The 12985-nt window shown below is 64.2% G+C and carries 13 protein-coding genes and 1 other annotated feature (1 of these 14 only partly in view); of the genes, 1 reads left to right on the forward strand and 12 read right to left on the reverse strand.

What is annotated here, in order from left to right; translation table 11 throughout:
* Positions 1-46 (reverse strand) — a sequence feature (sul1 is cis-regulatory element that is thought to sense ions involved in sulfur or methionine metabolism; They are found in Alphaproteobacteria) (it extends 10 nt beyond the left edge of the window).
* A 46-nt stretch (positions 47-92) separates the two neighbouring features.
* The 10 genes from ACX3OW_RS10390 to fliF all read right to left on the reverse strand — a co-directional run bounded on the left by ACX3OW_RS10390 (position 93) and on the right by fliF (position 10507).
* Positions 93-1016, reverse strand: coding sequence for a PRC-barrel domain-containing protein (locus ACX3OW_RS10390; RefSeq protein ID WP_459095701.1), 924 nt, complete (start codon positions 1014-1016; stop codon positions 93-95).
* Positions 1017-1088: 72 nt separating this feature from the next.
* A complete protein-coding gene (locus ACX3OW_RS10395) occupies positions 1089-1745 on the reverse strand; it encodes a PRC-barrel domain-containing protein (RefSeq protein WP_459095702.1) in 657 nt (218 codons plus the stop codon).
* A gap of 419 nt (positions 1746-2164) precedes the next feature.
* On the reverse strand, positions 2165-2599 hold the full coding sequence (locus ACX3OW_RS10400; protein WP_459095703.1) for a GNAT family N-acetyltransferase: 435 nt from the start codon (positions 2597-2599) through the stop codon (positions 2165-2167).
* Between the two features lie 201 nt (positions 2600-2800).
* A complete protein-coding gene (locus ACX3OW_RS10405; RefSeq protein WP_459095704.1) occupies positions 2801-3088 on the reverse strand; it encodes a putative quinol monooxygenase in 288 nt (95 codons plus the stop codon).
* Between the two features lie 2 nt (positions 3089-3090).
* Complete coding sequence (gene flhA / locus ACX3OW_RS10410) at positions 3091-5235, reverse strand: flagellar biosynthesis protein FlhA (protein ID WP_459095705.1); 2145 nt, start codon at positions 5233-5235, stop codon at positions 3091-3093.
* A 187-nt stretch (positions 5236-5422) separates the two neighbouring features.
* Positions 5423-6790 carry a sigma-54-dependent transcriptional regulator FlbD gene (gene flbD / locus ACX3OW_RS10415; protein WP_459095706.1) on the reverse strand — a complete coding sequence of 456 codons (1368 nt, stop codon included), beginning with the start codon at positions 6788-6790 and terminating at the stop codon, positions 5423-5425.
* 11 nt (positions 6791-6801) lie between these two features.
* Positions 6802-7092, reverse strand: coding sequence for a flagellar motor switch protein FliN (gene fliN, locus ACX3OW_RS10420; RefSeq protein WP_459096091.1), 291 nt, complete (start codon positions 7090-7092; stop codon positions 6802-6804).
* Positions 7093-7148: 56 nt separating this feature from the next.
* Complete coding sequence (locus ACX3OW_RS10425) at positions 7149-7802, reverse strand: FliH/SctL family protein (protein ID WP_459095707.1); 654 nt, start codon at positions 7800-7802, stop codon at positions 7149-7151.
* Between the two features lie 3 nt (positions 7803-7805).
* On the reverse strand, positions 7806-8879 hold the full coding sequence (gene fliG, locus ACX3OW_RS10430) for a flagellar motor switch protein FliG (protein ID WP_459095708.1): 1074 nt from the start codon (positions 8877-8879) through the stop codon (positions 7806-7808).
* Positions 8879-10507 (reverse strand): flagellar basal-body MS-ring/collar protein FliF, encoded by a 1629-nt coding sequence (gene fliF / locus ACX3OW_RS10435; RefSeq protein ID WP_459095709.1) that lies wholly within the window; start codon positions 10505-10507, stop codon positions 8879-8881. The genes fliG and fliF overlap by 1 nt, the downstream gene beginning before the upstream one ends.
* 157 nt (positions 10508-10664) lie before the next feature.
* Here fliF and ACX3OW_RS10440 point away from each other — a divergent pair, with 157 nt between their 5' ends.
* Positions 10665-11279 carry a glutathione S-transferase family protein gene (locus ACX3OW_RS10440; protein ID WP_459095710.1) on the forward strand — a complete coding sequence of 205 codons (615 nt, stop codon included), beginning with the start codon at positions 10665-10667 and terminating at the stop codon, positions 11277-11279.
* A 445-nt stretch (positions 11280-11724) separates the two neighbouring features.
* Here ACX3OW_RS10440 and sciP read toward each other — a convergent pair whose 3' ends face one another.
* Both sciP and ACX3OW_RS10450 read right to left on the reverse strand, forming a co-directional pair.
* Complete coding sequence (sciP, locus tag ACX3OW_RS10445) at positions 11725-12003, reverse strand: CtrA inhibitor SciP (protein ID WP_035102845.1); 279 nt, start codon at positions 12001-12003, stop codon at positions 11725-11727.
* A 260-nt stretch (positions 12004-12263) separates the two neighbouring features.
* Positions 12264-12974 (reverse strand): flagellar hook assembly protein FlgD, encoded by a 711-nt coding sequence (locus ACX3OW_RS10450; RefSeq protein ID WP_459095711.1) that lies wholly within the window; start codon positions 12972-12974, stop codon positions 12264-12266.
* Positions 12975-12985 lie beyond the last annotated feature (11 nt).

The following is a 12985-nucleotide window of genomic DNA, read 5'->3' on the forward strand; positions in this document are numbered from 1 at the left end:
CGGATTGGCGGCCGGAAGAGCCACCCGGAATTGCACCGGGTCCGATCGAGTACAGGCTTTGTGCCTGCCTCGACCGGAGAAATCAAGCGCGGCTAGGGGTTGATCACCATGCGCTGGCTGGCGCGGTCATTAGCGTAGGTGGTGGGATCGTAGGTGGCCTGGGCCTCGAGCTGGGTGCTGGTGGTGTTGAGGAACAGATAGCGGTTGCCGAAGGTGTCGGAGGAGAAGGCCAGATTGTCGAAGCCCACCGCCACCGGCTTGGCGCCGAGGCCGAGGAAGCCGCCGACATCGACGATCACCGCGTCAAAGCTGCCATCGGCATTGGTGATGATGTCGCCAATGGTGCCGATCTGCTGGTCGTCGACGCCGAAGACGCCGATGCCGCGCAACTGGTCGGCGGTCAGGCCGGATTCATCGAAATCGGAAAAGCCGGTGCGGTCGAGCGGGGCGCCGATCGCCGGGCTTTCGGGCTGGTCGGTGGTGAGGGCAGGATCAATGGCGGTGGCGTTGGGGTTGCCGTCGACCAGCTGGTCTTCTTCTTCCTGGGTGGTGAGGGCGGGCTTGCCGGTGGTTTCCTCGCTGTCCGACCAGATGAAGGCCGGCGCGGCGGTGAGCAGCTCGGCAGTGGTGGGCAGCACCCAGCGGCGCGAGCCATCGTCGCGCATCGCCCATTCGAGCTGGGCAAAATCGACGGCAATTTCCTTCTCGCCGACGCCGAGGAAGCCGCCAACGCTGACCACGACGGCCGAAATACCCAAGCCAGCGGTGACCACCAGATTGGTGACGGTGCCGATGTTTTCAGCAGGGTCCTCGACCGCCGAATAAATGGTTTGGCCGAGCAACTGGGTGACCAGCACATCCTCGCCGCCAGCCGCATAGCCTTGCGACAGCACTGTGGGCGGCGTCAGGCCGCTCTGTTGCAGCTCCGTGGGGGCAACGGGGGCAGCGGCCTGGCCCAGGGCGGGCGACGCCAGCAGCAGAGCGAGGGCGGTGGCAGTCAGAAACGGACGCAGCATTGAAGAATCTCCTGTGACGCAGAAAGGGCCGACCCGAAGGCCGGCCCTCCCCAAGGGATAATCCGCGAGGGATTAGTTGGTTGCGGGTGCGGCAGGCGCTGCGGCAGGCGCCATGGCGTCAGCCGGTGCCGGCGCCGGCTCATCCTCGAGCCAGACGAAATCGGGCGCAGCGTTCAGCGCTTCGGCGGTGGTGGGGACCACCCAGCGCTCGGTGTTGTCAGCGGCGATGGTGAATTCGAGGCTGCGGAAGTCCACCGCGACCGACTTTTCACCCAGGCCGAGGAAGCCACCGACGCCAATAATGGCGGCGACGATCTGGCCGTTATCGTCAAACACGATGTCGGTGATCTTGCCGATATCCTCGGCATCGTCACCGGTGGAGGAAAACACCGACTGGCCGATCAGGCGGGTGCCCAGATTGTCGGTATCAACGGCGGTGTAGCCGGTCGACAGCTCGAATTGCGGGCGGGTGGCATTGTCGACGGCCACAGCGGCATTGTTGGCTGCATTATTGGCAGCGTCAGCGGCCTTGCCGGCGGCCTCCTGCGTGGCTGCGGCAGCATCCTTGGCGGCAGCGGCAGCGGCGTCGGTGGCGTCTTTCACCGCATCGGCGGCGTTATCGACGGCATTTTCCACTGGAGTGGGGGCGGCCGGAGCAGCGTCCTGGGCAATTGCGCCGGTGGTCAGCAGGGCAGCAAGGGCTGTTGTGGCCAAAAGAGTGCGGATCATTGTAGGCTCCAAAGGTTCATCGTCAAAGGTGAACGGGCCGTACGGTGCAAAACTTGCCGGTAGCGCATCGTGCGGCCCTTTATGTCCACGACAACGCAGGTCGGCCGGAGGCGTTCCGAAAGATTATTGAGCGCTGGCTGGGATTTGGTGGGAACCGGCATTGAAAAGGCCGGCTAGCGAAATCGCTGCCGGCCTCCTCCGCCTCCCTGGCGGTATTGTTCGGGCGCTGCGCAGCACAGGGCGCGCAAACCTCCCGACATCGCCAATAATAGCGCAATCAGCGGGGCAGGAAACGGCTTGCCGCGCGACAGGCTTAAGGCCCTGCTAATTGGTTAATACGGCACCGCCATTCGGGCGTAGCCCTCATGGCCTTGTTCACTCAAATCGCTCCACCGGAGCGATTTGTCCCTGCGAGCCGCTCACAAGTCATAGCTGCGCATGGCGCGGTGCGGCATGCCGCCATCCTGAAACTCGGGGCCGAAGGCGGCGAAGCCGAGCTTTTCATACATGCCCAGCTTGTCCGATTGCGCCGTGAGGTAGAAGCGGTCGCGACCCTGGGCGCGGGCATGATCCATCGCCGCCAGCATCATCGCCTTGGCAATGCCCTGGCCGCGAAACGACTGGCGCACGGCGACCCGACCGATCTTGATGTGCTCGGGCAGGGTGATGAGCCGCAGCGTGCCGACCACTTCGCCGGCCACGATGGCGACGAAATGGGTGGCGGTCATGTCATCGGCATCGTGCTCGTCTGCCTCGGGGACGTGCTGCTCCCAGACAAAGACTTCGCGGCGCAGCGCGAAGGCGGCGTTGCACAGGGTGGAAAAGGGCGGGACGGTGAGGATGGTGATGGACATGGGGGGAGAATAACCAGTGGTGGATGCGGTGTCATCGGGGTTGGAGGCACAACAAACAGGGTGTCATCCCGGCCTTGAGCCGGGATCCATCTTGAGATGGTTTTGCCGGCGGGATCTCAGGATGGGCCCCGGCTCAAGGCCGGGGTGACATCGTGGGTGGGGTGAGTTTTGGGATCAAACTGACGCTGCGTCTTATGGCGATCAGGGCGTGGTGGTGATGGTGTAGTGCCGGGGCAGGCCGGCGGTGATGCGGGCCCAGGCGGAGGCGCCGGCGCGGTGCTGGTGGGCGTCGAAGGCGGCCTGGTCGGTGAAAAGTTCAGCGACCAGCAACCGGGTCGGGTCATCGGCGCTGTGGACGATTTCGAAACTGAGGCAGCCGGGCTCGGCCCGGGTCAGGGCGATGTGCTCGGGCAGGGCCTGCAAGACGGCGGCCAGCCGGTCGGCGGGAATTTCGACATAGCCCGTCAGATGGATTTGGCCGGTGGTCATGGCTAGACGCTGCCGACGGTCTTGAGGCGGATGCGGGGATGCACCTCGTTCTGGCTCATCACCACGGTCTGCGGGCGGAAGCGCTCGATGATCGAGCGGACATGCGGGCGGATCGAGGGTGAGGTGATCAGTACCGGCAATTCGCCCTGCTGGGCGGCGCGCTCGAAGGCGGTCTGGATGGCGCCGATGAATTGCTGCAAGCGGCTCGGGGCCATGGCCAGATGGCGGTTTTCGCCCTCGCCAACCATGGCTTCGGCGAAATCGCGTTCCCATTGCGGGCCCAGGGTCAGCAGCGGCAGATTGCCGTCCGGCCCCAGATTGGCGGCGCAGAGCTGGCGCGACAGGCGGCTGCGCACATGCTCGGCAATGGTCTGTACCGAGCGGCCGGGGCCGGCGATTTCGGCGATGGCTTCGAGAATGGTCGACAGGTCGCGGATCGAGATGCGCTCGTTGAGCAGGGTTTGCAGCACCCGCTGCACGCCCGAGACGGTGATCATGCCGGGCACGATGTCTTCCACCAGCTTCTGCTGCTCCTTGGGCAGGCCTGACAGCAGGGACTGCACATTGGCGTAGCTCAGGAGGTCCGCGACATTGGCCTTGAGCACTTCGGTCAGATGGGTGGAAATGACCGTGGACGGATCGATGATGGAGAGGCCGCGCAATTCGGCCTCGTCGCGCAGCGCCGGCTCGATCCAGGTGGCGGGCAGGCCAAAGGTGGGCTCGGTGGTGTGGGTGCCCGGCAGGTCGATCTGGTTGCCATAGGGGTCCATCACCATCAGCTGGCTGGCATAAATCTCGCCGGTGCCGGCTTCGACTTCCTTGATGCGAACCTTATAGACATTGGGCTCAAGCTGCATGTTGTCGAGGATGCGCACCGGCGGCATGATGAAGCCCAGCTCGATGGCGAGCTGGCGACGCAGCGCCTTGATCTGCTCGGTCAGGCGGTCACTGCCATTCTCATCTTCCTTGACGAGGCTGAGCAGGCCATAGCCGAGTTCGAGCTTGAGTTCGTCGATGCGCAGGCTGTCGCTGATCGGGGCCTCTTCATGGGCGGCCGGGCCACCGGGGGCGCCGGGCTGCGACGGGGCCTTGCTCAACTGCTGCAGCGTTTCGTCGGCGGCTTTCTCGTCCTTGGTGCGGGCGGCGCGCCAGGCGACGTAGCCGACGCCGGCGGCCAGCGCCAGGAAGGGCAGGATCGGCATGCCGGGCAGCAGGGCCAGCAGCGCCATGACGGCGGCCGACATGCCCAGAGCGCGCGGATAGCCAGTGAACTGGGCCGACAGGGCCTTGTCGGCCGAGCCGGTGACGCCGGATTTGGAGACCAGGATACCGGCAGCGGTGGAGACGATCAGCGCCGGGATCTGGGAAACCAGGCCATCGCCGATGGTCAGCAGGGTGTAGACATTGCCGGCTTCCTGAAAGGTCAGGCCTTCCTGCATCACGCCGATCAGAATGCCGGCCGAGATGTTGATGAAGGTGATGATCAGGCCGGCAATGGCGTCGCCGCGCACGAATTTGCTGGCGCCGTCCATGTTGCCGAAAAAGGCGCTTTCGCCTTCGAGTTCGGCGCGGCGCTTCTTGGCGCTGTCTTCGTCGATCAGACCGGCGGAAAGGTCGGCGTCGATGGCCATCTGTTTGCCGGGCATGGCGTCGAGGCTGAAGCGGGCGGCCACTTCGGCGATACGGCCCGAACCCTTGGTGATGACGATGAAGTTGACGATCACCAGAATGATGAACACCACCGCACCAATGACGAAATTACCGCGGGTGACGAAATTGCCGAAGGCCTCGATGACGTGGCCGGCAGCGGCGGTGCCGTTATGGCCTTCGGAGAGGATCAGGCGGGTGGTGGCCAGGTTCAGGCCCAGCCGCAGCATGGTGGCGATCAGCAGCACGGTGGGGAAGGCGGAGAATTCGAGCGGCTTCTGAATGAACAGGGCCGTCATCAGGATCATCACCGAAAAGACGATGGAGACGGCGAGCAGCCCGTCGACCAGCAAAGCCGGCATCGGCACGATGAGCAGGACGATAAGGCCCATGACGCCGGCGGCCAGGGCGATATCGCCCGAGCGCAGCATGTCGAAGACCGAATTGGCGGTCGGGATTTTGAACGGAGCGCGCGGGCGGCCACTGGGGAGATCGGTCATGGGCTACACTGCGTTCCCCTTCTCCCCTTGCGGGAGAAGGTGCCCGAAGGGCGGATGAGGGGTGTGTGTCCGCACATCGCGTATGCGGAGGCAGACCCCTCACCCTGGATTTCTGCTGAACGCAGAAATCCTGTCCTTCTCCCGCAAGGGGAGAGGGGAATCCGGTGGGTGGGGAAGGGGTGTGCCATCAAGCTACGCTGCGCCGTTCACCCGGATCGGGCACGTTGGTGCCTTCGTCGGCATATTGGTTGAGTTTGTTGCGCAGGGTGCGGATGGAGATGCCCAGGATGTTGGCGGCGTGGGTGCGGTTGCCCAGCGTGTGATCGAGGGTGTCGAGGATCAGCTCGCGTTCGACCTCGGCCACGGTCCGGCCGACCAGGGCCCGGGACATGGTTTCAGCGGTCTGAGCGAGCTGGGCGGAGAGCGAATTGGCCGAAGCGGCTTCGACCAGGCCCATGCCGTCCGGCAGCACGATGGCATCGGGGCCGATGATATCGCCCGAGGATAGCAGCACGGCGCGGTGCAGGGTGTTTTCCAGCTCGCGGACATTGCCCGGCCAGGGGGCTTGCAGCAGAGCGGCACGAGCGTCGGGGGACAGCTCGCGCGGGGGCAGGCCATTGGCCTTGGCGTATTTGGCGACGAAATGCTCGGACAGAGCGGCGATGTCGCCGGGGCGGTCGCGCAGAGCGGGGAGCTTGAGATTGACCACGTTGAGGCGGAACATCAGATCTTCGCGGAAGCTGCCCTCGCGCACCGCTTCGGCCAGGTTGCGGTTGGAGGTGGCGAGGATACGGATGTCGACGGGCACGGGCTTGCCGCCGCCGACGCGGTCGATCAGGCGTTCCTGAATGGCGCGCAGCAGTTTGGCTTGCAGGCGGACATCCATTTCGCTGATTTCGTCGAGCAGCAGCGTGCCGCCCGAGGCTTCCTCGAACTTGCCGATGCGGCGGGCGATGGCGCCGGTGAAGGCACCCTTTTCATGGCCGAACAGCTCGGATTCGAGCAGCGCCTCGGGGATGGCGGCGCAGTTGATCGAGATGAAGGGCTTGTTGGCGCGCTTGCTGCGGGAATGGACGTATTTGGCCAGCACTTCCTTGCCGGTGCCGCTTTCGCCGGTGATCAGAATGGAAGCGTCGGAGCCGGCGATCTGGTCGGCCATGCGCACGACACGCTCCATGGCCGGATCGCGGAACAGGAATTCGGAAGAGTCGCGGGCGACGGCGGCGATGACGGCGGCAATCAGCTCGGCATCGGGCGGCAGAGGAATATATTCCTTAGCCCCGGCGCGGATGGCGTTGACGGCGGCGGCGGCATTGGCTTCGACGCCGCAGGCGACCACCGGAATGGCGATGCGTTCGGCCTCGAGGCCGGCGATCAGCCGGGAAATATCCATCACCACATCGACCAGCAGCAGATCGGCGCCACGGCCGGCACGCAAAGCGGCCAGCGCGATCTCGACGGAGGGCGCATGGGCCACCTTGGCCCCGCCATTCATCGCCATCTTGGTGGCTTCGCTGAGTTGGCCCTCGAGGGCTCCGATGATGAGCAGACGCATCCTGGCCTCCCTTACTGTGGTTTGATGATTTCGGTCATGGTGACGCCGAGCTTGCTTTCGACCAGGACGATTTCGCCGCGGGCGACGAGGCGGTCATTGACGAAAATCTCGACGGCTTCACCGACCTGACGGTCGAGTTCGATGACGGTGCCGGTATCGAGGCGCAGCAGGTCGCTGACCGCCATCTTGGTGCGTCCGAGCACGACCGAGATGCGGACCGGCACGTCGAATACCGCTTCGAGATCGGAGGCGCTGCGCTCGCCATAGGCTTCGGGGCCGTCGGGCTTGCTGGGGGCCAGCATTTCTTCGAAGCTGATGGGTTCCTGCGTGGTGATGTCGTCACCGGGATCGGAAGCGCTCATTGGCTGCTCTCCTGTTGGCTGGCCCGGCCGCTGCGGGCGGCGAGATAGGCCGAAATCTTGCTATCAATGTCACTGGCGATGGCGCCGATATCGCGGACCAGCCCGCCATCGACCCATTCGAGCCGCCCGTCGCCGAGGCGGATATCGGGATCGCCCATCACCACCAGCCGACCGGCAAAGCCGGAAGTGTGCATATGGGCGGTGGCGATGTCGCGAATGCCGTCGGCAATGGTGGGGTGGCAGCGCACCACCAGATGCGGCACCCCATTGAGGTTTTGCATGCACTCGGCGATCAAAGCGTCGAGTTCGATGGTGGGGTAGCGCGCCAGCAGATGCAGCGCCAGCTTGCGGCCGATGCTGGCCGCCAGTTCCACCGCTTCGCGGCGCGACTGGCCGGTGGCGGCGTCGAGCGCTGCCGCCATGCCGGCGGTCTGGGTGGCCAGGGTGCCGGCGGCAGCGGCCAGGGTCTGCGCTGCCATCGAGGTGGCATTGCGCTCGCCGGCGGCGACGCCCTCGGCATAAGCCTCTTCGCGCGCCTGGGCCAGCAGGTCGGCGACGAGGCGCTCGGGCATGGTGGGCTCGGGCGGCGCTTGCGGGGTGGTGCGCTGGCCGAGGTCGAGATCGAAGGTGAAGCGGGCGGGTTGGGCCATAAGTTACGCCACCATCTGATCGTCGGACTTGGATTTGACGATGAGGATTTCGCCCTTGGCGGCGAGATCCTTGGCGGTGGAGACCATGCGGCCCTGCGCCTCGTCGACGTCCTTGAGCCGCACCGGGCCCATGACTTCCATATCGTCCTGCAGCAGCCGGACGGTGCGGCCGGACATGTTCTTGAAGAAGGTTTCCTTGACGGTCTCGTTGGCGCCCTTGAGCGCCATGGCGAGTTCCTTCTTGTCCATCTTGGCTAGCAGGGTCTGGATCGCCGAGGATTCGAGCTTGGCCAGATCCTCGAAGGTGAACATCAGCGCCTTGATGCGCTCGGCATCGTCGCGGTTGTGCTCTTCCAGCGTGGTGATGAAGCGGGCTTCGGTCTGACGGTCGAAAGAGTTGAAGATTTCGGCCATCTGTTCGTGGCTGTCGCGGCGCTTGGAATGGTTCAGCGTCGACATGAATTCGGTGCGGAGCGTGGTTTCGATCTTTTCGAGGATTTCCTTCTGAACCGGATCGAGGCCCAGCATGCGCTGGACCACATCCATGGCGAGTTCCTCCGGCAGGACGGCCAGGACCTTGGAGGCGTGATCGGTGGCGATCTTGGACAGCACCACGGCGATCGTCTGGGGATATTCATTCTTGAGGTAGGCGGCGAGCACGTCGGCCTGCACGTTGGAGAGTTTCTCCCACATGTTGCGACCGGCCGGCCCGCGAATTTCTTCCATGATGGAATCGACTTTTTCCTGCGGCAGGAAGCTGAGCAGCAGGCGTTCGGTGGAGTCGGTATTGCCCGAGAGCGAGCCATTGGACGAAATGGTGGTGACGAATTCCACCATCAGATCGTCCAGCATCTCCTGGGTGATCGGGCCAAGGCGCACCATGGCGCGGCTGAGCTGTTTGACTTCAAGGTCGTCCAGCTCATCGAAAATCGGCTTGCCGTAGTCGGGGCCAAGCGCCAGCAGCAAAGCGGCGGCTTTCTCGTCGCCCTTAAGCACGCGCGCGGTGGTGGCGTCGCTGACGATCAGCTGGCGGCTGACGCCTTCCTGGGAATCAAGGGATTGCGCGGTGAGGGCCATTACGCTGCGCTCCCCAGCCAGTCACGCACGATCAAGGCGGCCTGACGCGGATTTTCTTCAACCAGGGTGCCGACGGTCTTGAGCGTCTGCAGCTGGGTTTCGCCCATGGATTTGGCATTGGCGACCCAGGCGGGGGTCTTGTCATGCGGGCCATCGTCGATTTCGGCGATGATCTGGCCATCGGCGCTGAGCAGGCCATGATGGCCCAGTTCGGCGGCCGGCGGCAGGGCCAGCGGCAGGTTCTCGGGGGTCAGCGCCTTGCCCAGCAGCGGCCGCATGACGAAGAACACCAGCGCCAGGGCGATCAGCAGGGTGACCGCCATTTCGGCGCCGTTCATCAGATCGTCGCGGGTGAAATCGAGCAACCCACCGGCGCTGTCGGTCCCCGGCACCGACAGCTCGGGCCGCTCGGCAAACTGCATGTTGACGACTTCGACGCTGTCGCCGCGCAGCTCGGAATAGCCAACCGCCGAGCGGACCAGGGTCAGCAACTGGGCGACCTCGTCGGCGGAGCGGGGGGTATAGACCGGGGTGCCCGAAGTGTCGGCGGCGTAAACGCCATCGACCACCACGGCGACCGACAGGCGCTTGATGGCGCCGGCATCGGTCACGGCCACCTGGGTGGTCTTGGAAATTTCGTAATTGGTGACTTCCTCGGAAGAAGTGCCCTGTTCGGTGGGACCGGCGGCGCCGGCATTCTGGCTGGCACCGGGCAGCTCATTGGCGACGGTCACCTGGCCATTGAGGCCGCCGGACAGGTTTTCGGTTTCGCGGACCTGGCTGGAGCGAACCACCTGGCTTTCCGGATCGAAGGTTTCCTGGGTGGTGGTCGAGCGGTTAAAGTCGATCTCGGCGCTGACTTCGACGCGGGCCCGCCCGGCGCCAACGATATTGGCCAGCATGTCCTCGACGCGGGTGCGCAGGCGGTTTTCAAAGCCCAGCGTGCGCTCGGCGGCTTCCCCGGCAATGGCGCCCTGTTCGTCGGCGGTGCCCGAAGCCAGCAGATTGCCCTGATCATCGACGATCGAGACGCGGCCAGGCGTCAGACCTTCGATGGCCGAAGCGACCAGATGCTGGATCGAGCGGATCTCGCCGCTGGCCAGCTGACCGCGCACCGCCAGCACAATGGAGGCGGACGGATCGCTGCGTTCGCGGCGGAACAGCTCGCGCTCGGGTAGCACGAGGTGAACGCGGGCGCTCTTGATGCGGGTGAGCGAGCCGATGGTGCGGGCCAGTTCGCCTTCGAGGGCGCGCACATTGTTCAAATTTTGCACGAAGCTGGTGGCGCCCAGCGTCGACTGTTCGTCAAAGATCTCGTAGCCGACCTGGCCCCGCTGCGGCAGGCCCGAGCCGGCCAGCGTCATGCGGGTGGTGGTGATCTGGTCGCGCGGAATGAGGATGGTGTCGCCTTCGCCGCGCAGTTCAAACGGAATATTGAGGGTCTGCAGCTCGGTGACGATGGCCGAGGAATCTTCGAGGCTCAGCCCGGTATAGAGCGGCGCCAGATTCGGGGTCTGGGCGCGTAGCACCAGAAAGCCGAAAAAACCGAGCATCAGCACGGCGACGACCGCCATCGCTGCCAGACGGGGCAGGCCAATGCGGTTGATGAGCTGGGTAAAATTATCCACGCCGGCACTCGATTCCAGATATGGCCAGCACCGCGAACACGCGAAACGACCGGTGGGCAAAAATTACCTAGCTGATGGTAAATATTGTCTTAACCCCCGGTTGCAGTTTGCAAATTTCGGCAGAAACTGCCGGGATAAGTGGCGAAAGGATGAATGAATGCTGAAACTGCTGGGGCGCATCACCTCGATCAATGTGCGCAAAGTGCTGTGGGCGCTGGACGAACTGGGTCTGGCCTACGAGCGCGAGGATTGGGGTCTGCCGCTGCGCGATCCCAAAGCGCCCGAATTTCTGGCGCTCAATCCCAATGCGCAGGTGCCGGTGCTGGTCGAAGGGGCCTTCGCGCTGTGGGAAAGCAATGCCATCCTGATCTATCTGGCCGAGCGCGAGGGACGGTTATTGCCCGAACAGCTCGAATTGCGCGCCTTGGCGCTGCAATGGCTGAGCTGGCAGGCCAGCGAACTCAATCCGTCCTGGGGCTATGCGGTGCAGGCGCTGATCCGCCGCACCCCGGGCTATGACGATGAGGCCAGGATTGCCGCCGCGATGACCAGCTGGGGGACGCGGATGGCGATGCTGGAGGCGCAATTGACCAAGAGTGGACCGTTTATCAGCGATGGCTTCAGCATCGCCGATATCGCGCTCGGGCTGTCGGTGCATCGCTGGCTGGAAATCAAGGCGGAGAAGCCGGTGCTGCCGGCGGTGGTGGATTATTATCAGCGGCTGAAGGAGCGGGAAGCGGGGGCACGCTGGATGGCGGTGGAGACGCCGTAGGGGTTGGATATTGGCACCACCCACGATGTCACCCCGGCCTTGAGCCGGGGCCCATCCCGGGATCATGCCGCTGAATAAATCTCAGGATGGGTCCCGGCTCAAGGCCGGGATGACACCGAGTTTTTGGATGCTTGGGGTCGCTGGTCTTTCAGCATCTGGGAGCGCGAGTTTGCGCCATTCGAACGTAGCTCTCATGGCCTTCTTGCTTCAAATCGTTCCACAGGAGCGATTTGCCCGGCGGGACAGCTCGAAGCCCCTCACCCTGACCTTCCGCTGAACGCGTCAGGTCTGTCCCTCTCCCGCAAGGGGCGAGGGAGGCCGGTGGGTGGGGCGAGGGAAGAACTGGTCGGGCGCGAGGGGAAAAGGGGCTCTGGGCCCCGCCCAGACAACACAAAGCCCGCCGGGAAGACCTGGCGGGCTTTGAAATTGTTCCGGATCGGTGCACTCAGCCTTCGCGGTAGTGCTGGATCCAGGTCGTGCGTAGTCCGGCGAGGCCATGTTTATCGATGGCGGCCTGCCAGTTCAGAAATTCATCGACGCTCAGCGTGTAGCGGTCGCACGCTTCTTCGAGGCTGAGCAGTCCGCCGCGCACAGCGGCGACGACTTCGGCTTTACGGCGGATGACCCACCTCCGCGTGTTGGCGGGGGGAAGGTCTGCGATCGTGAGCGGACTTCCGTCCGGTCCGATTACGTACTTAACGCGAGGACGCATTTGTACGGTCATTTTACTCTCTACTCAACCTGACCATATGAGACTGAGAGTAGGCCAACGGCCTTAAAATTCGACTAAGGGGAAACTTACAACAGGTTAAGAATGGTCTGGGATTTCAAGGCATTGGATTGCTGTACCAAGGGACAGTAAAACGCCAAGCCGGTGAGCGTCGGTGGGGTGTGGGAGCTCCCACAGCTCGGTGTATGTGGAGACCACGACACCCCCACCCTAACCCTCCCCTCAAGGGGAGGGGACGGCATCGGGGCAAGCCGCTAGGCGGCGTCGGTTTCCTTGTCGTCGGCCGGTGGCGGCTTGGCGGTTACGTCGGGAATGCGCACGTCGGTGACGTCGGTGATGGTGACGCGGCGGCTGCCGACGCTGAGCACCGGTACGGCGCCGGTGAAGTCCACGGCCGTGACGATGCCGATCGAGGCGGTGCTGATGCGCACGGGCTTGCCATTGGCATCGGCGCCCTTGATCTCGACACTATAGACGCCGTTGGGGCGAATATTGCCGTCACTGCCCTTGCCATCCCAGCGGAAGGTGCCGGGGCCCATTTCCAGCGGGCCGGTCTCGACATAGACGATCTCGCCCTTGGCGTCCTTGATGGTCACGGTGGCGTTGGCGGCGTTGGCGTCGGCGCTATAGGCCCAGAACACCGCATTGGTGTCGCTGAGCTCGCCGGTCTTGCCCGAGGAGGTCACTTCCTTGCCGATATAGGACACCGCGTCCGATTTGGCGGTGTTCTGGCTCGACTGCATCAGCGCGGCCAGGAACTCATTGGTCTTGAGCTGCTGCTCGACGCCGGTGAACTGCACCAGCTGGGCGGTGAACTGGTTGGTGTCCAACGGGTCCATCGGGTTCTGGTTCTTGAGCTGGGTGGTCAAGATGTTGAGGAAGGTGTCGAAATTATCCGCGATGGTCGACCGCGAAGTCGCCATCTGGTTGGCGCCTGAATTGCCCGAAACACCGCTGACGGCCATGCCACCTGCTC

The organism is Devosia sp. A449 (assembly GCF_054489375.1).